We start from the raw sequence: 22,892 nt of genomic DNA, 5'->3' as shown, positions 1-22,892 counted from the left end.
GCACTTCGCAATTGGTCGCCGGCGCGGGGGCGGCCGGCGGCGGCATGGATCTGCTCACGGCCATCACGCATGAAATGGGGAATGTCCTCGGGCTCCCGGAACAGATGGCCGGTCAGTCGTCGGATGTCATGGCCGCGACGCTGAGCATCGGCATTCGCCGTTCGCCCACCTTGGCCGATGGCCGCGCTCTGACGGCGGTATCCGAAGTATTGCCGCAAGTGACGTCGGTTGCCGTGGCAAACAGTTCGTGGAGCGACGCGTTCCTGTCGGGCTTGGAGACTTCCAGCCTGGGTTCGGGCGGATACGCGATCACGACAGCCGACGGCCAGGATCAGACGCCGCTACCCTGGACCAATCTCAACCAGGTGAAGGTCACTTTCAGTGCGTTTGCCGATGTCGAGCAGGACAGCCTCGCGATCGTCGGAGACGTGCACGGGTCGTACGCTATTCAAGATTTTGCGTACGATTTCGCGTCGAATACCGCGACTTGGACAGTCGCGGGTTCGATCGGTACCGACCGATTGCACGTCGCCCTCGCCCCGCATGGATCGGGTACCTCAGCCAACGAGAGCGGCGCTTCACTGACGCCGTCGCAAAGCGTCGCGCCGGCCGGCGATTTCCGCTTCGGCTTCACCGTGCTCCCCGGCGACACGAATCAGGATGGCATCGTCAATGCGCAGGACCTGGCCCGCGTCAGCACGGGATGGTTAGGGCACGGACCGATCGGCGACGTCAATGCCGACGGAATCGTCAACTCGCAGGATATCGCAATGATAAGTTCGCAGTGGCTGGCGACGGCTCCCGTGCTAGCCACGGCAACAACTACAAGCGCCGCGGTCGCAGTTGCCGCTACGAGCGCGGCGCCCGACGCCACCACCGCCAGTTCCTCAACGGTCGCTGCCCAAAATGTTCTGCCAAATGATCTCGACTCGCCGATCGTTGGAGCGAGTGCGGCGAGCCCCGTTGCGCCCGTTTCGCAAGGCGACAGCGCGAGCACGACGCACACTCTGATCAGCGGCGCAACGTTGCCGATGAGTATCGAAAACGGATGGACAGCACCCATTCCGAAGGTCGTCGACCGGCTGGCCGCTTCGATCGCCAAGCCGATCGTGGCTGATCGGACCACGGTCGATCAGCTGATGTCGGATTCCGGCGAGCAGCCCGCTTTGGGTTGGGACATCGCGGCCAGCCAGTTCCGCGACGGTTGGCAGCAGTCCCCGTCCGCCTGGCCGGCCGAGAGCGCGCTCGACGACGACATGGTCGACCTGCTCGCGGTCGCGAGCCTGGAGCGGGTCACGAAACCGGGCTCCCCAGGTGCGTAGGGCTAAATACGCGGACTTGGCACAAAAAAACCCTCGCAGGCGCGCCCGGCGACTGCGAGGGTTTTCGAATAGTTGCGGGGACAGGATTCGAACCTGCGACCTCGAGGTTATGAGCCTCGCGAGCTACCGGGCTGCTCCACCCCGCGTCATTAGTATAGGGGAGTATACCAGCGCGGGATCGTCCTCTCAAGCGACACGACGGCCGCGCTCAGGAGAACTGCAAAGTCTGTAGCCGGGTCTGCGACCCCGGAAGCGGCCCGTGAAATCCCGGCCTCGCAGAGGCCGGCTACAAAAGATACGCGCGCAGAATCTCAACTTTGCAGGTCTCCTGACGGCCGCGCTGCCGTGGCTTGCCTAGCCCTTTTTCCCCGCGCCGTGCGACACCGGCAGCCACGTTTTGTAACAGAAGAGCATGCGACGGTGGACCAAAGTATTGGTTCGTGATTTCGCGAAGGCGTATCGGCCCGAGAGCGAACAGCGAGCACGCGAGGCTCTTACGAATGCGGCGTTTTTCGCCGGATGATGGCCGGCCACCCAATGACAATCGGCTTCGGCGAACCGCTAAAACCGCTACGATCGGGCGAAGAAGCCAGCGCTGCGGTGTTTTCGCGGCTTGCACAGCGCCCCGGGGCGATCGCCGCAACTTGCTAAGGCGATTGCACTTCCTTGCCCGGCCCTGGCGACGCTGCTAGAGTGAAATGAGTGAGCTCGCCCGCGTTTTTGTAAGCGCAGGGCGAGCCCGACCCATCTCTTGACGCGTTCAAGCGCGGTACATTGAACCGCGATTCGTCGAGGCGTTGCCGCCCGCACGGGGCAGCGCGAGGCCACGGCGATTGTTCAGCGAGACGGCGCTAGCGTAACCGGACAGAGGACATCTCATGGCGGATTCGGAATCCTTGCCGATGCAAGGTCCGCCCCAGCCCGCGCCTCCGGTGCGCGCGTCGTCGCCTCCGCGGCCGGCGGCAGAACCTCCTCCGGTGCCGATCGCTTACCCGTCGCCCGGCTCGCCGTTTCGTGCTGACGAGCGACCGCCGGGCCCGCCCGCGCCCCCTGCGCCGCCAGCTCCCTGGCTGGTCGTTCCGAATGCCGGAGAAGTCCCGCAGCCCCCAGCGTCAACGATCGGTCCTGGCCGGCAGCCGGCCGCCTCGGACATCGCGCGGCAACCGCCGCCGCGAGCGATACCCATGGCCACGGCCGCGACACCTGGCGCACGCGCCGCACAGCCGGTCGCTGGCAATGGCGCGCAGCAGCAAGCTCGCGCGCAATCAGCCACGGCGCGGCCGACGGCCGGCGCTGCTTCGTCGCCAGCGAGCAAAGAGCCAGTCGATGAATCACTGGAAGAGCGCGCGTTCAAGGCGGCGCCCCCCTGGCTCATTAGCGCGCTTGTACACATGTTGCTGTTGATCATCCTGGGCTTGATCTTCGCGGCCCCCAAGATTCACTTCGGGCGCGACGCGCTCGAGCTCGATGCGATTTACGCCGACCGGCTGGGCGATCAACTGCTCGACGATACGGTCTATTCCGGCAAGACCGCGCCGGATCACGCCGACAAGATGATGATCACGCCCACGGATCTCGCGCCCGTCGACGATCCGTTCGCCGCGCCCAAGCAGCCCGAAGTGGCCCTCGACGGCACGTCGGCCGCGATGGACCTGCGGGCACCGACGATTGGCCTGGCGCTCTCGGGCCGACAAGAAGGGATGCGGCAATCGCTGCTGGGGGCTTACGGCGGCAACAAGCTCAGCGAAGGAGCGGTTCAAGAGGGCCTGGCCTTTCTTGCTCATCAGCAGCGCAGCGACGGTTCGTGGAGCCTGAAGGGCCCGTATCGTGACGGCGCCTACAACGAAAACGCCGAGGCCGCCACGGCCATGGCACTGTTGGCCTTTCAAGGCAACGGCAACACACACAAGAACGGCCGCTTCAAGAAGAATGTCGAAAGCGGCATGAATTATCTGCTCAAGGTGCAAGGCCCCGACGGAAACTTCTATCAAGGGGGCCGCGGCAACGAATGGATGTACACCCAAGGACAATGCACCATCGCGATCTGCGAATTGTACGGCATGACCAAGGATTCGCACTTGCGACTGGCGGCCGAGCGGGCCGTGAAATTCTGCATCGACTCGCAGGATGCGCTCGGCGGCTGGCGCTATCGCCCCAAGCAGGACAGCGATACCTCGGTCACCGGCTGGATCGTGATGGCGCTGCAAAGCGCGCGGATGGCGGGTCTCGACGTGCCGAAGGATACGCTCGATCGGATTACCGGCTATCTCGACAAAGTCACGACCGATGGCGTCCTGTACGCTTATCAGATCACGCATCAGCCCGATCACGTCATGACGGCCGAGGCACTACTCTGCCGGCAATACCTGGGCTGGAATCAATACGATCCCAAGCTCGTCGCGGGCGTCGAATACCTGGGCAGCCATCTGCCGAACTGGCTCGATCGCGACGTCTATTACTGGTACTACGGCACGCAAGTCATGCATCACATGGGGGGCGCGCATTGGAAGCGCTGGAACGACTCGCTACGCGACATGCTCGTCGAGCACCAGGAGAAAGGTGGGCCTGACAAGGGAAGCTGGGACCCGAAAGGCAAGAGCCCTGACGCTTGGGCCGTGCGCGATCAAGGGGGTCGGCTGTACGTGACCTGCTTGTCGCTCTACATGCTGGAAGTCTATTACCGCCACCTGCCGATCTACGGCGCCGCGGCCTCGACCATCCACGAATAAGCTGGCAATTCGTCGAGACGCGATCCTATCGGCTGCGCTCTTCGCCCGGCGCGCTGGCCACGGCGCTGCCGCGCTGCCCCCCTTCGTAGACGCTGAACTCGGCCCACACCGGAAAGTGGTCCGAAACCTCCAGCGCGTCCTGCAACGAAAGCTGGTACTCGCGCATCAGGTTCAGCACGCCCGACCGGCCGGTGTATTCGGTCGTGGCGCGGCGATCGAAGATGATGTTGTCGTACAACTTGTTGCCGCGCGTGTTCGAGGGCTGCTTCGAAATGGCCGCGATCAGGTACGGCATCTGTCCCAGCTCGCCCAGATGGCCGTCGTCGGTATTGAGGTCACCCAGCAAGATAATGTCGTCTTCGTGCCGGCCGTCGTCGCGCACCGCGCGGTATACGTCATCGAGCGCATTCATCTCGGACGCGACTTCGTCCGGATCGGTGTGAATATCGATCAACGTGAAGGTAAAGGCTTGCGCCGGCGGCGGACCGCGCACCGTGAAGCCCGCCACCAAGGGCTCGCGGTGCAAGCGATCATCCGGATCGTCGACCGTGTACATGCTGCCAGGCACCATCTCGATCGTGGCCCGGTTGAAGATGAACGCGTATTGTTCCTTGCTCGACGTGCGCCCCAAGCGCGGGCCGACGACGAAATCGTAGCTGGCCCCCTCGGCGTTGATCATCTGCAGGAAGCGCGGCATGACGTCCTGCGTCGTGGCGCGCACTTCCTGGATAGCCACGACGTCGAAGCGCCGGATGACCTGGGCCAGGATCGGCATCACCTGCGGCTTGGCCAGCTTGCTCTCGCCGAAGACCTGGATATTGAACGAGGCAACGCGAATCGTGCCGCCAGCGCCATTAGTGCTCGTGGTAACTGGGACCGTCGACGTTTGCTGGACCTCGGCCGTGGCCGCCGCGGCGCCGCGCCGCGTGATCGTCACCTGGTCGAGGCCGTGAACCTCGAAGTTGCGCTGAAACCAGACACCGCCGGCAATCGCGCCGGCCAGCACGACGAAGAAGGAAAACTTGCGCGGCACGGACCCCTCCCTGGGCAAGCGAGAATCGCAACACTTGGCCGGCCAACCCACGCGCGGGCCAGGCCATGGAAACGGGCCAGGGAGAATAGCGAAACTGCCCAATCACCTCCAGGGCAGTTGTGCTGGCGCAAGCGTTACGGCAAGCGACTCAATTACTGGCCCGGCTTCGGCTTGCCCAGCACTTCATCGGGCGAGCGAGGCCTCAGTGCCGGCTGCTCCGGCATCGAGTCGTGCACCGATTTCTCTTTCGCGCGCGGCTTTTCCGCCTGCGGCTTTTCCACTTTCGCCTGGCGGGCCGCTAGCTGATTGTTGATGTGCAGCTCGCGCAACATCGCCAGCACGTGCTCGCGCAAGGCGTCGTTCCAAATCTGATTCAGCACTTCGGGAATAACCGCTGACAGCTCTCGGTCGCGCCGCTCGCGCAGTGTGCGCGCCGCCACGGTCAGCACCTCGCGATCGGCCCCGAACAAGATCGTGTCGAAGGGAGCGATCTCTTCGTCCGTGAGGTCGCGCAGCGCTTCGGCCAGCCGATACACCAGGTCCCCCACCAAGGCGCCGCGCGCCAGAAGCGACTGATAGTCGCGGGCAAAATCCCGCGACGTCGTGCGCTCCAAGGCGCTAAGGGTAACGCCGGCCACCCACGAAGCCGGCATGTTCGGCCAATACGCCAGGCATAGGATGCCCACCGGGCCAATCTGGTTGTCGGCCATCGCGACGCGCAAATCCTCGCTCAACCCGTTCCGGCCAAATTCGTGCAGAATCAGATTGCGCCACATGATCCACGGCCAGGAACCGTGCGGAAACACATCGTCGCAGAACCGCGCCAGCAGATACGCGTTCGCGCCGATAGCAGAGTGAAACTGCAAGGGCCGCCTGTTGTGGGGCGCGAGCGGAATGAAGAAAGCAGGCGCGTCGTCGTCATGAAGAAGGGGTGCCAAGATCCCCAGATCGTCGAGCGGTTGCAAAACGCCGGCGGCGCACAGCTTTGCCAGGCTGTGGCAGGCTTTCTTAACAAGCGTCCGCTGCCCAGTCTCGAGCGACAATACCTGCATCAAGTAATCCGGCAACGGGCTTTCCAAGAGCGCCTTCCCCAAGGTGCCGAAGAAACGGCTCGGATCGTAATCGTTGGGCAATTCCTCGAACGCCGTCGGCAGCCGCGCTTCGATATCGGCCATGCGCTTCGCGAGAGCGCCTTGCTCGACGGCCAGCGTGTATTGTCCCTCCGTGCTGCTGGTCGACCATTCCAAAAGCCGTCCCGTTTCCGTTTCCACGCGCACTCGGTCGGCGCCGCCGGATTTCACGATCGTGAGCAACCCGTCGGCGATCGTACACTGGCCATCTTGCCGATGGGCAAGTGACAGGAACGCGACGGGCGAGAGATCCATCGCCAGGCGCAGGGGAATCTCATCGTCGTCCAGGTGAGAGTGCTTGAACCCCAGACCCAACTGCATGCTGAACTGTTCCCCTTCCGGCTTCGGCGTCGGGTGGGCCTGCATTTGCAGGCGAAATGTCAGCCGCACGTCCTGAAACGCCGCCTGGTACTTCTTCTGCCACGGCTCGTGGAGGAGCGCGATTTCGCCGGGCCGGGCCACAAAGACCGCCTCGCCCAAGCGATCCGGCCCGGGTTCATTTTCTGAACCGGCCGCCGGCCCCAAATGCGCGAAAAGCCCCTGCTTCTCGGAATAAACCAGGTCGTATTCCGCCTGGGGCAGGCGAATGCCCAGGACGAGATCCTCGCCGCGGTTTCCGGCGCCAAGAATCCAATCGCGCATCTTGAGCAACGCTTGCTCCGCCGGCTGCAACGGCGCGGCGAGCGGCGTGGCCGGCGCGTAATCGACCAGCTTGATTTCCAGCCGGATCGAATGCTCTTCATCGGGCGAACCTGCGGCCTCGATCACATGATCCAGATAGCGCCCCGACGACCACAGCTTGTGCCACAGCCGCGCGTGCAGAAAGTTCGTGTACACGTCGCCGGGCTTAACGCCCAAGTACGACCGCACGTCATCGGCCGAATCGCGCTCGCTGCCCGTCACGTCGATACGATCAATGCGCGCAAGCGGCCCCGCGTCCGCGATGTTGATCACCAGCGGCACTTCAGCCAGGCCGTCGACTGGTTCGGCGGTGACCGTGAACCTGGCCGATCGGAAGCCTTGATCGTGCAACCCCTGCCCGACGGCTCTTTCCAAGGCCTCGCTCGCGCGCCGCTCGACCGCGCGGCCGGGCTGCCAGGCCGGTTCGCTGAATTCGGCCAGCGAACCGTCGGGGCCGACCCAGCGCGGCTCGCTTCGTCCGCCGGTTTCGTCAAAGCCGGCCAACCGCGCATCGGCCGCCGGATGACCGGACGTGATCCAATCGCGCAGCCGGTCGGCGTCGATACCGGCGCCCCCTTCGATTTCGATTGGACCGCATAGATACTGCTGCCCTTCAATCACCGAGATGACGATCACCTCGCGCTGTCGATCGATCGTGGCGCCGACCTGCGCGTCGAGGAATCCTTGGGCGATGTAACCGGCCCGCACGCGGTCGGCGAGCACAGGCGGATAATCTTCCAGCGGCGCGGCGGTGCGGCTGGCGGCAATGCAGTCGACATCGCGGCGCGTGGCCAGTCGAATCGTTTCAGGGTTATGCGAACGTGCCCCCTCGATCACGAGGCGCTCGACGCGTCCCCAATCGCCGACAAGCTCCGGCGGTTTTTCCGTTCCGCGTGCGTGGGACAAGAGCAGGAGGGCCGCGCCAATAGACACTGACAAATAAAGCGAGGTTTTCGGCATCGTTCCGCCTCCGTCGCAGGTGTGTCGGTCCGAGCGCGACGGCATTTTGTGCCACTTCGCACAGTGCGGCAACGTCAATCAGGTTCTCGCGCAGCACCCCGGGTGCTAGCTGACGCGGTCGTGATTCGCACGGCGATTTGTGGCCGGTTATTCTGGCCCTGTTGTTCGCTCGTGTTCGTTCTCCCTGCGCGCCTGCAAACCACCATGTCCGCTAGCGAAAAGATTCTGTTCCTCGGTTTGCCGATCGTGTCGTTCACGATCGGCTACGTGCTGGGCGCGCTGGCCGGTCGCCGCGCGTGGCACATCCCGCGGACGCAACTACTGGCGATCGCGATTTGCTTCCTGGGGCCGCTGGCGGTTTTCTTCGCGCTCGAACTGCAAGCCGCGCTGGCGGCTGATCGGGGTTTCGCGGCCTTGCAAAGCGCCGCGACGACCGCCGTCGTGCTGGCGCTGGCCTGCATTCCATTGGCGCCGATTCCGGCCTTCATCGGAGTGCGATTGGCCGTACGCGTGAATGCGCCGCCCCAGGATGACGTTGAAAGCTAACGGTTGTCATGCCATGAAACCTGAAACCGCTGTCAACTAACGTGGCGCGGCAGCTGGGGCCTTCTTCGCAGCGTCCATCGGATCGATGTACGGCAACTGCACGTTTTCTCTGTAGTTTTGGCCGGCCTCGAGCTTCAGTTGCCGAGCGTACAATCGCTGGTTGCTCCGGCTGTGTACCTCGAAGGTGTACTCGCCCGCGGGAAGCATCTCGAACAAGAAACGGCCGGCCCGGTCGTCCAGCGCGGCGTTGTAACTGTCTTTGTCGGCCGAAGTGATTCTAACCCAACCTCCGACGAAGAAACGGTCTTCCATGCGGACTTCGCCCTCGATTGTCGCCGCTGGTTCGAGCGAGATCTGTAACTCGCCACTGTCTTGCGTCCACGGTAAGTGGCGGCGCGCAAACCCTTCGGCGGTCACGAGGATGGTGCCGTCGTCGCAGGCCGGCTCGCGGATCGTTGCTCGGCCTTCGGCATCCGTTCGCGCGCGATTGGCCCATAGATCGTGATAGCCCCATTGAAAGCCTTGCGAGAAGTCGTGCTCGTCTTCCAGCAACGACACGACCGCACCCGCGATCGGCTTCCCGGTGCGTGCATCCAGCACGCGTGCCTGAACCGGCGTGAAGGGCTTCAGCGGAATTCTCAATGCATCGGCAGGCGGCAGATCCTCGAGTGAATGGGCCTGGACGCGATTCAGCACGGCCTTTCCCACGCCGGGCGAACTAACCAGGAGGCGCCCCCAGTGTTCCGCGCCTAAGGCCGAGAGCACAAAGACGCCGTCGTCGCGCGTGAACAACGCACCATACCAGTCGTAACCGGCATAGTAACCCCCGGCCTGTTCGCCTTGTTGCAGACCGCGGGGGATCATCAAGCGAATCTTGAAGTCTCGGACGGGCTTTCCCTGTTGATCGACGACCACGCCACGCACACCACCGCCAGTTTGCAGTTGAACCTCATTTTCCGCGCCCCCTAATTCGAGCGCCTGGTTCCGTTTTTCGCTGTAGCCTTCTTTGAGAATGTCGAAGGTGACAGCCGCCGGCAACGCCGCGATGGCAAAGCGGCCCTCGGAATCGGTCGACACGGCGCGCTCGGAAAGCCATATCGGATTGCCGAACCCGGTGTCGAGGCAGTGCGTGAGAGGCACGATACGCACGCCGGCCACCGGTTTGCCGGTCGCTCCCTTGACCACGCCGCGCACACTCGTACCTGCCGCCAATTGAACGTCGAGACGATTTCCCTCGTCGGGCAAGGTGGCAAACTGCGGTGCGCAGCCCTCGGCCACGAACAACAGCGCTCCAGTGCCCTGAGGAACGCGTGCCAGCGTGTAGCGCCCGTCGCTATCGGTCTCGGTCGAGGGAACCGATGGATCCCACTGGTGAGCACCCCACCGCACCGAAACCCCGGCACGTGGTTTCCCCTCCGGATCCTTCACGGTCCCAGTGATGGTGCGGCGAGGCAATTCCGTGGTCGCAGCTACGGGAACCGGTCCGGGTTTGGCATCCTCATTTTCTTGATGTTCGACATCGTGTCGTTTCAAGCGCACGATCTTTTGGATAACGGCGTCGGGGTCAGCAACTTCCGCTGAGAGCGAGGCGGTGCTGTAGCCGGGGGCTTCGGCCTGCAAGCTGTAGAACAGCCGCTCGGCGGAAATGCCGCTGTAAACGAAAGTGCCGTCGGGCTCCGCCAACTGATCCCAACCATTCAACGTCGAAGACGTTCCTGAAGAACGGCGCGTGAGGTACGCGTTGGTGATCGGATCGCCACGCTCATCGAGGATGCGACCGCGTATCGTGGCCCCGCGGGGCAAGCGCAAGTCGAGTTCACAGTCGGGTCGGTGCGTATTATCAAAAAGCACGTAAGGGCGCACGCGCCCGGCGGCCACCGGGATCAAATTATGATCCTTCATGGTGAGTCCGGTTAGCCGAAAGGCGCCGCGCTCGTCGGTCGTAAGAACTTCCCCTGTATCGAGAAAGAGCCTGGCGCCCGGAATGGGGCGGTCGTCCTCGGCCTGGAGAACGCGGCCACGCAACGCGCCTCCGGGACGCAGATGCACCGTCATCGGAGGAAGCGATTGCCCTTCGAGCCGGACGGATTTCCCTTGCGCGTCGAGTGTCTCGTAGAACTCGGCTCCTTCGTTCTGGTGCCGGACGGCGATAATGTATCGCTCGCTGCCCGCGCAGCGCGGCAGATCGATGCTGAACGCCCCATCTGCGGCGGCGGTCACCGTGGCGCGCCACGGAGGGGAATGGAAGATGCGCGCGGCGCTTATCGTGGCGCCAGGGGCGGGCTGGCCGTTGTAACAAACGACGACACCTTTCAAGGGATCGGCGCCGGCCACGCCAACACAGTGCAGCAGCGCGCAGAGTGAAAGGATGTATTTCATCCGCCCGACCTCTCGTCTGTTCACCGGCGCGCCGTGCACGAGCGAGCCTTCGACGATTATGACCGTTGGGATGGGGAGGAGCAATCGAACGTTGGCGAACGTTGGCGGCAATGGCGTGCGTAGCCCGTACCCAGCAGCTAGGATAGAATCGTTGCCTCAGCCGATTCGCCCACCTGCCTGCCCCGCCCGCCTTTTATGTCTACGACTGCCGCCACTGCTGCCGCCGTCCCCAAGTCCCGCCTGTCGTCGCTGGATCAGTTCCGCGGTTACACCGTGGTGGGGATGGTGTTCGTGAATTTCGTCGGCGCTTACGCTGCGACGCCGCTTATTCTCAAGCATCACAACACGTACTGCAGTTACGCCGACACGATCATGCCGCAATTCTTTTTTGCGGTGGGGTTCGCCTATCGGCTGACCTTCGGGCGGCGCGCCTCCAGCGAAGGGTTGCTGTCGGCATACGGGCACGTCATAAAACGACTGCTGGGCCTGGCGCTCGTGGCCTTGATCATCGAGCACGTTCAAGCGCGGGCCCAGCATTGGGATCAGCTCACGCACATGGGCTGGTGGGAGATCTTCGAGATCCCCGTCACCAAAGCCTGGTTCGCCAGCCCGCTCATGCACATCGCGGCCACGAGCCTGTGGATCACGCCGGTGATCCGCGCCGGCGCCGGCGTGCGCGTGGTGTACATGCTGCTGTCGGTCGGGCTGCAGGTTTTCCTCTCGCACTGGTTCTATTTCGACTGGGTGCTGTCCCACGGCGTCGACGGCGGGCCGTTGGGCTTCCTCACCTGGAGCGTCCCCACGATCGTCGGCACGCTGGCCTGCGATACCGTGCTGTCAGGCCAAGGTTGGGGACGCGTCGTCCGCATGCTCGCCTGGGGCGCGATCCTGATGGGCATCGGTTGGGGTCTATCCGGCCTGACCACGCTTTACAACGTGCCCGAGCATCGCGTGGCCGAGTTGCACGAACAGGAGATCGCTCCCGATGGGGTCATCCCCGACAGCGAGCGGTGGCGCGATTGGTCGTGGCAATGGGCTGAGCCGCCGTTCGTGGCCCCGCCGAACACCGACCTGCGCAAGCGCAACTATTGGATGATGAGCCAGCGGGCCGCCACCCCCTCGTACCACGTGTTCGCGGCCGGCTTCGCCCTGGCCCTGTACGCGCTGTTCTATGTCGTGTGCGACAAGTGGGGCTGGCAACTGGGCCTGTTTCGCACGTTCGGTTCCAACGCCCTGTTGGCGTGGATCGTACACAACCTGGTGGGCAATGCCGTCGAGCCCTTTGTGCCGAGCGACGCGCCGTCGTGGTACGTGGCGGCCGCTTTCGCCGTGTACTTCGGCGTCATCTACCTGGTGGTGCGCAGCATGGAGAAAAAGGGGATTTACCTGAAGTTGTAGGGGGCCGCAGCGCACTCTTCGCCGCATCACCGGATATCGCTTGCCGCCGAACGGATGGGCTGTCACGCGTTCCCTTCGGGTTTTGGGGGGTAGGGGCACGCTCGCCGTGGCCATGGCGATCTGGCAAATCAACGAGCGGCCACTATGAAACACACGCTCACGCGCTTCGTGAGAGCAGCCGGCACAAGACGCTTGCCATCCCGATTCTTGATGTCGAATATTCGCTCTCCCAGTTGATCAAGGACCGTGCTTGTGGCACGTGCGAACATGGTGAAAAGATTGTCGCCGTGCGCATATCTGCCGGACCACGGCGCAATAAAAAAGCAGCCGGCTCTTGGCGACCGTTTCGGGTAGCCAAGAGCCAGGCTGCAAAGTTCACAGAAACACTACGCAGCTTGGCTCAACGGTAGCGTTGAGTCAGGCATTGCTACGCGATCGATAACGGCGCACTAGCGGGATCAAACCGACCACGCCGGCAATCCCGGCCAGGGCCAGCGAGCCCGGTTCCGGCACTTGCACGTTGTTGGCGTAGCCCGCGATAGTGCCCGTGACCGTGATCGTGGCATTGATCGTGGTGGTCCCGGAGGTGATCGTCTCGTTGATCGTCGACTTCACGGGGATCGAGATCATGTAGTTGTAGATCTGGCGCACCGGATCGACCACGGTCGAGGTCAGGGTTCCAACGCCACCGGTCGTCACCGCGGCGGGAGCACCCACCAGCGACGTCGTGCCGATGATGTCAGGGACCGTGATTCCCAGCGGGGTTCCGCCCTTGAGATTGTAGTCGAAATCTCCGGCGGTGATGGTGAGCGCCAAATTGTTGTTGGTGACGAACGTCTGGTTGCCAGGCGCACCACTCAACGGTACGGCAGCTCCGGTAACGTCGAAGGCCGAGTTGCGAACGGCGCCGGTGCCGGTGGCCGCGGTGAAGATACTCAGCGCGGTCACCTTCATGCTGATGCCGTAGTCGGCCGGGCCGCTACCCGGAGCGCCGCTGGCGCCGCCGCCGGCCTGCGGGGTGAGGGGAACGGGCGCCGCCGCGACCTCGGGGAACTTGCCGTTGTACAACGAAGGATCGGCGCTCGAACCGCCACCGAAGGCAATCGTGCCGGTGGTCGGATCGATCGTGGCATTGAGCGTGCCGCCCAGGTACGACGTCAAGCTGCCCGGGTTGCCCGTCGAAAAGCTGCCCGATGCGGCGACCTGTGGGCTGAAACTACCACTGAAGCTGATACCGCTGAGCGAACCGGAGACGCTTCCACCGAGCGTCAACCAGCTACCCGAGGCGTACTTGCCGACGTTACCGGAGGCGTTCGAGATGGGGGTTAGCCCCGTCGCACCCCCTGTGGTGTCGATGGTGAAGCTGATCGGCACCGGAGCGGCGCTTGCGAGTTGCGCCGATGCCAGGACGACCAAAAACCCCAATGTGGGGAACGTCCATTTTCGATTTACAGATTTCAAGATCATTAGCGACTCCCAGTTTGCAGAATTCTTCTGACGTTGCTCAGTCCACTCATTCAGCCTGCAAAACAACAGGAGCGCTGCCCCCCCGAACTGAGAGCCTCCGCGCAGGCGTTTGCAAAGACCTAGTTTCAACCTCTCGACTCTTCACTGCACTGCTCTATTTGGTCCCCCTCGTTGTTGCGTGTTTTTGGGCAATAATCGTCCGCCTGTCTGGTCTCTTCGAACTGCTTTCCTCACGTCGCACCGCGCATGTACGCCGCCGCAGGGCGGCGCAAGTCGAACGTCCGCGCAGGCTCAGAACGAGCAGGCTGCATCGGAACGTCAAGGAAGTGGCAAGATGCGCGATCCGAACGGATCGCGACGGCACCGGGTGCGAGAACAGCACGGGTGGCCATCGCCAGAAATGCGGCCTGTTCAGCCGCGAGCGCACACATGCGCCCAAGCAGGAGCAAGGAATCGATACGCGTCCGGATCATTGGCGTTCGCTCCTTGCTGTAACACGATTGCCGAAAGTAACGAAATGAGCGCGCATGCCGCGCAACTTTGTCGTAGTATATACACATTTAGGGTGGTGTCAATTAAAAAAACAGAGAAATTGGCTGGTCCAACTGCGGCGAACATCCCCACGACATAATGCCTTTATTTTCCAGCACTTATGTCCGTGCGCACGCCCGCGATCGGCTGGGCCACGGCCCCCGACGCGCAACATCCGCACGCGCTCACTCCGTCCCTGAATCGCACTTTGTTACAGGCCGCGCCGCGCGTGACTCCGGTAGCCCCTTGGGCATTGCCCCCTGCTGAACGGGGGCAGCGACCAAGGAGGCGTGCCCGACATAATGACCGACCTGGCACGCGTCGGACGGTCCGCAACTCATGGCCGGGGTTCGTCGTTCTCACTGCGCAGAGTTGCCAGCCGCACAGCCATGCGCGCGTGTCCATCCTGCGTCTGCCCGATGAAGAGCGAAGCGTTCTCCGGATAAGGCCGTATGCCGTCTTTCCAAATTCTTGCGCCCACAGAGGCGCGAATGTGTGCGACCAGAAGGCGCGGATCGAGCTTCACTGGCGTGCGCGGCCCATCAATCGCGCGCACAGGAAAACGCATCCGTCGCTCCTTTTCGTGTTCGGCAAGCCCGGATGTGATGCGAGGAGTGTCGGCGATCCGGGCGAATCGCGGAAAGCCCCGCACTCGTCGAAATCGCCCCGCCGACGGTCGCCGGATGGTCGCTGGCACCGCGCCGGTCGGTGATTTACAGTGGTGGCAGAGATACAGTCCCGCCCCGAAACTCCGCTATCTTCCCGCCCTCGGAGTCTGCACCTATGTCCTTGACGCCGCGTCGACATCGATCACTTGTCATGTTTGCTCTCGGTGGTGTTCTCGCCGCCGCGACCGTTCGCGCCGCCGCGCCGGCCCCGACCGCTCCGATAAATACTGCGCCGGTAAATATCGCTCCGCGCGTATTGCCCGAGGGGAAGGTGCCCGACGACAAGCGACTGGGGCCGCTCAAGGATCTCGACGGCTACTTTCCGTTCACGGTTCCGGAAACCGTCGACGCGTGGAAGAAGCGGGCCGAGGTCGTGCGCCGGCAGATCCTCGTTTCGCAGGGGATCTGGCCCATGCCGGAAAAGACGCCGGCCAATGCCGTGATTCACGGGCGCGTCGAGCGGCCGGAATACACCGTCGAAAAGGTTTATCTGGAAAGCTACCCGGGCCATTTCGTCACCGGCAGCTTGTATCGGCCCAAAGACGCCACCGGCAAATGCCCGGGGGTTCTATTCCCGCACGGACATTGGCAGCACGGGCGCTTTCACGACGCCGGTTACGACACCGTGCGCAATCAACTCGTCGAAGGCGCCGAGCGTTTCGAGGTCGGTGGTCGCAGCCCGTTGCAATCCTTGTGCGTGCAACTGGCGCGGATGGGTTGCGTCGTGTTTTCCTACGACATGGTCGGATATGCCGACAGCGAACAGTTGTCCTTCGACTTGGCGCACCGGTACCAGCGCCGCCGGCCGCAGATGGAAACCGCCGAGAATTGGGGCTTCTTCAGCCCGCAAGCCGAGCTGCACTTGCAGAACATCATGGGCCTGCAGACGTACAACTCGCTGCGAACGCTCGATTGGTTCGTGACGCTGCCGGACGTCGACGAAACGCGGATCGGCGTGACCGGCGCCAGCGGCGGTGGCACGCAGACATTCTTGCTCTGTGGCATCGATCCGCGCCCGGCCGTGGCCTTTCCGGCGGTCATGGTCTCGACGGCCATGCAAGGGGGCTGCACGTGCGAGAATGCGCCGCTGTTGCGCATCGACACGGGCAATGTCGAGTTCGCCGGGCTGTTCGCCCCCAAACCGCTCGGCATGACCGGCGCCGACGATTGGACGAAGGAGATCGCGACCAAGGGCCTGCCCGAGCTGAAGCAACTGTACAAGCTGCTCGGCGCCGAATTGAACGTCATGGCCAAGCCGCTCAATCATTTCGGGCACAACTACAACTATGTCAGCCGGGCCGTGATGTATGGCTGGTTCAACGCGCACCTGAAACTCGGCCTGGCGCATCCCGTGGTGGAAGAGGATTACCAGCCGCTGACGAAGCAGGAAATGTCGGTGTGGGACGACTCCCATCCCAGGCCGCCGTCGGGCGAGGATTACGAGCGCAGCTTGCTGCGCTACATGACCGCCGACGCACGCAAGCAGATCGCGGCCCTCAAGCCGACGGACGCCAACAGCCTGGAGGAATATCGGCGCGTGGTGGGCGGCGCCGCCGACGTGATGATCGGCGACCATTTCCCGTCGGCCGATGAACTCAGCTGGGAAAACGTCGCCGAAAAAGACCGCGGCACGTACACCGAGTACCTGGGGCTGGTGCGCAATCGCGAACACGGCTCGGCGCTGCCGACGGTCTTCCTGCACCCCAAGAAGTGGAGCAAGCAGGTCGTCATCTGGGCCGACGAAAACGGCAAGGCCGGGCTCTTCGCCAGTGACGGCAGTCCCAAGCCCGAGGTGCGCACGCTGCTCGACGACGGCGCGACCGTGGTCGGCGTCGATCTGCTTTATCAAGGCGAATTCAATGCCGACGGCAAGGCGCCCACCAAAACGCGCCGCGTGAAGAACGATCGGGCGTTCTCCGGCTACACGACCGGCTACAACCATCCGCTCTTCGCCGAGCGCGTACACGATCTCTTGTCGATCGTGGCGTTCGTGCGCAATCACGAGGAAAAGCCCGAGTTGGTCGATCTCATGGGACTCGACGGCGCGGGCGTCTGGGTAGCGGCGGCCGTGGCACAGGCCGGCCGGGCCGTGGATCGCGCGGCGATCGACACGGCTGGATTCCGCTTCGCGAAGCTGACCGAGATCGACGACGTGAACTTCCTGCCCGGCGCCGTGAAATACGGCGACGTGCCGGGCTTCCTATCCCTGGCCGCGCCGCACGCGCTGTGGCTGGCCGGCGAGGGAAGCGAAGCGCCCGAGATCGTCGCCGCAACCTATCAGGCCGCCGGCAGACCAGACGAGGTAACCAGCTACGACGGCAGCGAAGAGAAAGAGGCGGCCGAAGCCGTAGAGTGGCTGCTGAAGTAAGCGATCGCCCCTCCGCGACGACAATTGCCCAGCAGCCGTTCGAGCTAATTCCGTTGCGCCGCGAGCGAAACGGATTTCCAAACGTTGTCGCTCAGCGACGAGGGGATTAATATTGCGCTCGGTCGGCGCATCCCCGGAAAGGAAATGCCGCCCGAGGGCGTTCGTCCCTCGTCCCTGGCTCGAAGGCATATCATTTCTGCCATCACCTCTGCGGGGTACGCCATGCGCTGGGAAGGTCGTGAGGAAAGTCAGAACGTCGACGATCGACGCCGCATGGGCGGGCCCACCGTGGCCATCGGCGGTGGCGGGCTGTTGATCATTATCATCCTGGCGCTCGTCTTCGGGGTCGATCCGCAGCAACTGCTCAACGCGCCGGGTGTGAACATCGGTCAGCAGGGCGCTCCGGCCGAAGAGGGCCCGCCCGACCCCGAAGAAGAGCGCCTGGCGCAGTTCAGCAAAGTCGTCTTCCGCGATACCGAGTTGGTGTGGACGGACATCTTCTCGAAGATGGGGCGCCGCTACGAGCCGCCGACGTTGGTCCTGTTCAACGGGCGGGTCGAGTCGGCCTGCGGACTGGCCAGCGCCGCCGTCGGCCCCTTCTATTGCGGCGGCGACAGCAAGGTCTACATCGACCTGGGCTTCTATCGTGACATGGAGAAAAAGCTGCACGCCCCCGGCGAGTTCGCCCGCGCGTATGTGCTCGCGCATGAAGTCGGGCATCACGTGCAGCGGCTCCTGGGCTTTGCCGACATGGCGCAGCAACAGCGCGGCTTTGGCCGTGGCGATAAGAACCAGGCCTCGGTGCGATTGGAGTTGCAGGCCGATTTCCTGGCCGGCGTGTGGGCCCATCACGCGCAAGAGAAGTTCGATTACCTCGACCCCGGCGACGTCGATTCGGCGCTGAACGCGGCAAACCAGATCGGCGACGATCGTTTGCAAAAACAGGCGCAGGGCTACGCGGTGCCTGACTCGTTCACGCACGGCACTTCGGAGCAGCGCGCGCGCTGGTTCGGCCGGGGATTCGAGAAAGGCGACGTTCGCGAGGCGACGCTGCTGTTCGAGACTCCTTACGACGAGCTGTAGGCAGCCGCTTTCCTCACCCTACCATTCCTGACTTTCGCGCAAATGCACACGAGGCACACGCCATGAATCAACCGACGCGTCGAAAGTTTCTGGGAACCGCGGCGGCAGCCCTGGCCGCGTCAGGCTTGCCTTCGCTGGCCACAAGCAAGGCACGCGCGAAGCATGCCGGCACGAAGCAGCTCGATGAATTCGCCGCGCTCGACGCCACGGCCCAAGCCGAACTGGTGCGCAAGAAGCAAGTGACACCGCTCGAACTGGTCGAAGCGGCAATCGCCCGCGTCGAAAAGCTCGATCCGCAGTTGAATAGCGTCGTGACGAAGTGTTTCGACCAGGCGCGCAAGCGCGCCGCGGAACCGCTCGGCACCGGTCCCTTCGCCGGCGTGCCGTTTTTGGTCAAGGATCTTGAACAGCTCAAGGGCGTGCGGCTCACCTACGGTTCCAAGTTCTTCAAAGGGAACATCTCGCCGAACACCTCCGAGGTCGTGCATCGGATGGAGCAGTCGGGCCTGATCGTGATCGGCAAATCGAGCACGCCCGAGTTCGGCCTGGTGCCCACGACCGAGCCGCGCGCCTACGGCGCTACGAAAAACCCGTGGGACCTGACGCGCTCCAGTGGCGGATCGAGCGGTGGCTCGGCGGCGGCCGTGGCCGCGGGCATCGTACCGCTCGCCTCGGCCAGCGACGGCGGCGGATCGATCCGCATCCCGTCGAGCTGCTGCGGCCTGTTCGGTTTAAAAATCAATCGCGGTCGCAATCCGGAAGCGCCGAGCGTACACGAAGACGGTCTGTCGGTCGTACACTGCGTCAGCCGCTCGGTGCGCGATAGCGCTACGTTGCTCGACGCCACGCGCGGGCCCACGCCCGGCGAGCGCTGGCTAGCGCCAGCGCCCCAGCGGCCGTTCCTCGAAGAAGTCGGCGCCGCGCCGGGCAAGCTGCGCATTGCCTTTCGCCTCACCGATTTCGCAGGCAACAAAGTCCATCCCGATTGCGCTGCCGCCATCGAGTCGACCGCCAAGCTGTGCGCCGATCTTGGCCACCACGTCGAAGAAGCCGAGCCCAAGTTCGACGAAAAGGCCTTCGGCGACGCGTTCCTGGTTCTCTGGGCGGCGGTGGCTGGTCGCGTGCTGAAAAGCGTGAAGAGGTTTATGGGCAACAAGATTCCGCCCGACAGCTTCGAGCCTTGGACTATGAAGCTGGTCGAGATCGACAGCCACAACACCCCTTCGGACGTGAGCCTGGCGTGGACCGGTCCCTTGCAGTCGGCCAACTTGGCGATGATCAAGTTCCTGACTACATATGACCTGCTATTGACGCCGGTGCTGGCGCGGCCGCCGATCAAGCTGGGCGAGCTCGATCAATCGCAATCGTCCGAGGACATCATCGCCTGGCTGCAGGCATATTGCCCGTTCACGCCGCTGGCCAACGCGACAGGGCAGCCGGCCATGTCGGTGCCGCTCTACTGGACCGCCGAAGGATTACCGATCGGCAGCCACTTCATGGCCCGGCACGGAGACGAGGCGATGCTGTTGCGTCTGGCCGCGCAGCTCGAAGAAGCGCGCCCCTGGGCGAAACGCTGGCCCGCGGTGAGCGCCGCCGGTGCGTCGGTATGAAGCGAATTAAAGAAGAGGAATGCATCCGCAGTGTTCATGCCGCCCGAGCGGCACCCGAAGGCATGAAAATATGCGTTGGCGGTTATGTTTCGACGTTGGCTTCCGGGCAATTTACTGAGCAGATCACGCAGATTTCACATATGAGGAGAAGGGCGAAGCGCCGCACGTCCTCTTTGATTTGCATTTTGTCTGCGTAATCTGTGGAATCTGTGGACGTGTTTCCCCGGCCGCGACCAACTTAAGCTGTGACTCGCGATGGATATCAAGCCTGACGCGTTTGAAAAGCTGGGCGTCTTTTATCTCGGGCGCGAGTACGACATCGATCGTGGCCGGCCGCGCGACAAGCTGCTGTTGTACGATTCGAAGGATTTGCTGACCCACGCCGTCTGCGTCGGCATGACCGGCAGCGGCAAGACCGGCCTGTGCCTGACGCTCTTGGAAGAGGCGGCCATCGACGGTATCCCGGCCATCGTCATCGATCCCAAGGGGGACCTCACGAACCTGCTGCTCACGTTCCCGCAGCTACGGCCCGAGGATTTCGCGCCGTGGGTGAACGAAGACGACGCTCGCCGGCAAAACTTATCGGTGCAGGAGTTCGCCACTCAACAGGCCGAGACGTGGAAAAAGGGACTCGCTGAGTGGGGCGAAGACGGCGATCGCATCGCGCGGATGCGCGCCGCCGCGGATTTCGCCATTTACACGCCCGGTTCGAGTGCCGGCCGGCGCGTATCGGTGCTACAGGCGTTTGCCGCGCCGACGCCGGCGGTCCGCGAAGACGCCGATCTGCTGCGCGATCGGATCAATTCCACCGTGACCGGCCTGCTGGCGCTCATCGGGCTCACCGTCGATCCGCTCACCAGCCGCGAACACATCCTGCTGGCCACGATCCTCGAGACGGCTTGGCGCGCGGGCCGCAATCTCGACTTGTCAGCCGTCATCGAGCAAATCCAAAAGCCGCCGGTGGCAAAAATCGGCGTCGTCGACATCGAATCGTTCTTTCCGGCCAAGGAACGGTTTGCCCTGGCGATGAAGCTGAACAACCTGCTGTCGGCGCCCGGCTTCGCGGCCTGGCTCGAAGGCGAGCCGCTCGACGTGGGCGCCCTCTTGCACTCGGCGACCGGCAAGCCGCGCATTTCGATCTTTTCGATCGCGCACCTCGACGATTCGCAGCGGATGTTTTTCGTGTCACTCTTGTTGAACGAAACGCTCTCCTGGATGCGCACGCAATCAGGCGCCACCAGCCTGCGCGCGCTCTTGTATATGGACGAGATTTTCGGCTACTTCCCGCCCATCGCGAATCCGCCGTCGAAGCTGCCGCTGTTGACGCTGCTCAAGCAGGCTCGCGCGTTCGGATTAGGGATCGTGCTGGCCACGCAAAACCCGGTCGACCTCGATTACAAGGGACTGGCCAACGCCGGCACGTGGTTCTTGGGCCGGCTGCAAACCGAACGGGACAAAGCCCGCGTGATCGAAGGGCTGCAAGGCGCCGCGGCCAGCGCCGGCGCGCAGTTCGACAAACAGGCGATCGCCCACGTGCTCTCCGGGTTGAAGAATCGCATCTTCTTGATGAACAACGTTCACGAGGATGCGCCGGTCGTCTTTCAGGCGCGCTGGGCGATGTCGTATCTGTGCGGCCCATTGTCGCGCGATCAAATCAAGAAGTTGTGTGATTCCCAGCCGGATGCCAAAGCCGCAAATACGACGACCGCGGCGGGTGCCCCTGGCAGCTCGTCCACCAGTGCCAGCGCCACAGGCGAGAGTGCGACCGCGGGTGCCGCTGGTGGCTTGCCCACCGGCGCCGTCAGCAGCGGCGATCTCACCGCATCCGCACCCTTGGTGCCGCCGCAGATTCCGCAGTTCTTCGTGCCGGTGCGCGGCGCGCAGGCGACGGGTGCGAAGCTGGTTTACCAGCCCGTCGTGCTCGGCATGGCGACGGTACACTTCGCCGACAAAAAGTTGGCGATCGATGCCCAGCGGCCGATCTGCTGGTTGGCCGGCTTTCACGCGACGACCGGCGCCATCGATTGGACCACGGCCCAGCCGGCGCAGCTCACCGACGACGACCTGGAAAAGCAGCCTGCCGCGCAGGCGCTGTTCGCGCCGTTACCGGGCGAGGGATCGAACGCCAAGGCCGCCGCCGGTTGGCAAAAAGGATTTGCCGACGCTGTGTGCCGGTTGGTGAAAATCGATTTGCTGAAAAGCGCGTCGCTCGACCAGGTGTCGAAGCCCGACGAATCGGAGCGCGACTTTCGCATCCGCTTGCAACAGGCGGCCCGCGAAGAGCGCGACGCTCTGCTGGCGAAGCTGCGCGAGAAATACGCTCCCAAGCAGGCCGCGCTCGAAGAGCGCATTCGCAAGGCCCAGCAAAAAGTCTCGCGCGAAAAGAGCGAAGCCCGGGGCGAAGTGTTGCAAACCCTGATGTCTTTCGGGGCCACGATTCTGGATGTCGTGCTGGGGCGCAAGCGCCTCAGTGCCACCACGGTGCGCAAAGCGCAAACCGCGGCCCGCGGCGTAGGCCGCTCGATGAAGCAATCGGCCGACGTCACCGAGGCCGAGGAATCGGTCGAGGCCCTTCAGGCACAAGCCGCGCAATTGGCCCAGGAGCTCGAAACCGAAACCGCGGCGGCCCAGGCCAGGACCGATCCGCTCACCGAGACCTTGGAAACGATCTCGCTACGACCGAAGAAAGCCGACATCGCGGTCCAACTGACCGCCCTGGCCTGGCTACCGGTGTGGCAAGACGCCAGCGGCGCAACGAAATCCGCCTGGCAGTAGTCGCGCTCTGCAGAACCCGGCTCGCGTTCCGGTGTTCCATTCTGCCCTCTGCCTCATCCCTCTCCCCTCAGGGGAGAGGGCAATACTGTTCGGCACGCTTTTTGCGCCATGGGTGGGTGTGTTATTTGTTGAAGCCATCTCAACCGAGGGAGGGCTTGCAATGACACGGAGGTCGACGCCGGCGGTGGTTGCGGGGAAGTTGCAGGGTTTCA

12 protein-coding genes and 1 tRNA gene are annotated in these 22,892 nt (G+C 63.5%); 8 read left to right on the top strand and 5 right to left on the bottom strand.

Features of this window, described 5'->3' with window-relative positions; translation table 11 throughout:
* Positions 1-1,322 (top strand): hypothetical protein (locus VHD36_23175; GenBank protein ID HVU90252.1); only part of this gene is annotated, 1,322 nt, incomplete at its 5' end.
* Positions 1,323-1,394: 72 nt separating this feature from the next.
* On the opposite strand, the gene VHD36_23170 is transcribed toward VHD36_23175, so the two are convergent.
* Positions 1,395-1,468: transfer RNA gene (locus VHD36_23170), tRNA-Met, on the bottom strand.
* Positions 1,469-2,200: 732 nt separating this feature from the next.
* On the opposite strand from VHD36_23170, the gene VHD36_23165 reads away from it, so the two are divergent.
* Entirely contained in the window at positions 2,201-4,051 is a 1,851-nt protein-coding gene (locus VHD36_23165) for a prenyltransferase/squalene oxidase repeat-containing protein (GenBank protein ID HVU90251.1), read from the top strand.
* Between the two features lie 25 nt (positions 4,052-4,076).
* Here VHD36_23165 and VHD36_23160 read toward each other — a convergent pair whose 3' ends face one another.
* Together VHD36_23160 and VHD36_23155 are read right to left on the bottom strand one after the other, a co-directional pair.
* Positions 4,077-5,084 (bottom strand): endonuclease/exonuclease/phosphatase family protein, encoded by a 1,008-nt coding sequence (locus VHD36_23160; GenBank protein ID HVU90250.1) that lies wholly within the window; start codon positions 5,082-5,084, stop codon positions 4,077-4,079.
* A 152-nt stretch (positions 5,085-5,236) separates the two neighbouring features.
* Positions 5,237-7,855 (bottom strand): hypothetical protein, encoded by a 2,619-nt coding sequence (locus tag VHD36_23155; GenBank protein HVU90249.1) that lies wholly within the window; start codon positions 7,853-7,855, stop codon positions 5,237-5,239.
* A gap of 204 nt (positions 7,856-8,059) precedes the next feature.
* Between VHD36_23155 and VHD36_23150 the strand changes: the two genes are divergently transcribed.
* Complete coding sequence (locus VHD36_23150; GenBank protein ID HVU90248.1) at positions 8,060-8,401, top strand: hypothetical protein; 342 nt, start codon at positions 8,060-8,062, stop codon at positions 8,399-8,401.
* A gap of 36 nt (positions 8,402-8,437) precedes the next feature.
* Here the strand turns inward: VHD36_23150 and VHD36_23145 are convergent, their stop codons facing one another.
* Positions 8,438-10,780 carry a carboxypeptidase regulatory-like domain-containing protein gene (locus VHD36_23145; protein ID HVU90247.1) on the bottom strand — a complete coding sequence of 781 codons (2,343 nt, stop codon included), beginning with the start codon at positions 10,778-10,780 and terminating at the stop codon, positions 8,438-8,440.
* A 195-nt stretch (positions 10,781-10,975) separates the two neighbouring features.
* Between VHD36_23145 and VHD36_23140 the strand changes: the two genes are divergently transcribed.
* Entirely contained in the window at positions 10,976-12,178 is a 1,203-nt protein-coding gene (locus VHD36_23140; protein ID HVU90246.1) for a heparan-alpha-glucosaminide N-acetyltransferase domain-containing protein, read from the top strand.
* Positions 12,179-12,595: 417 nt separating this feature from the next.
* On the opposite strand, the gene VHD36_23135 is transcribed toward VHD36_23140, so the two are convergent.
* Entirely contained in the window at positions 12,596-13,645 is a 1,050-nt protein-coding gene (locus VHD36_23135; protein HVU90245.1) for a PEP-CTERM sorting domain-containing protein, read from the bottom strand.
* A gap of 1,350 nt (positions 13,646-14,995) precedes the next feature.
* Between VHD36_23135 and VHD36_23130 the strand changes: the two genes are divergently transcribed.
* The 4 genes from VHD36_23130 (at position 14,996) to VHD36_23115 (ending at position 22,680) form a co-directional block, all read left to right on the top strand.
* Positions 14,996-17,212: an acetylxylan esterase gene (locus VHD36_23130; GenBank protein ID HVU90244.1), complete on the top strand. Its 2,217-nt coding sequence runs from the start codon at positions 14,996-14,998 to the stop codon at positions 17,210-17,212.
* An 84-nt stretch (positions 17,213-17,296) separates the two neighbouring features.
* On the top strand, positions 17,297-18,295 hold the full coding sequence (locus tag VHD36_23125; protein HVU90243.1) for a neutral zinc metallopeptidase: 999 nt from the start codon (positions 17,297-17,299) through the stop codon (positions 18,293-18,295).
* A 62-nt stretch (positions 18,296-18,357) separates the two neighbouring features.
* Positions 18,358-19,905 (top strand): amidase family protein, encoded by a 1,548-nt coding sequence (locus tag VHD36_23120; GenBank protein HVU90242.1) that lies wholly within the window; start codon positions 18,358-18,360, stop codon positions 19,903-19,905.
* A gap of 255 nt (positions 19,906-20,160) precedes the next feature.
* The gene (locus VHD36_23115) at positions 20,161-22,680 is read left to right on the top strand and encodes a DUF87 domain-containing protein (GenBank protein HVU90241.1); all 2,520 of its coding nucleotides are present in this window, start codon (positions 20,161-20,163) and stop codon (positions 22,678-22,680) included.
* Positions 22,681-22,892 lie beyond the last annotated feature (212 nt).

Source organism: Pirellulales bacterium (genome assembly GCA_035546535.1).
Taxonomy (GTDB): Bacteria; Planctomycetota; Planctomycetia; order Pirellulales; family JACPPG01; genus JACPPG01.
This window is presented reverse-complemented; position numbering and strand designations above follow the sequence as displayed.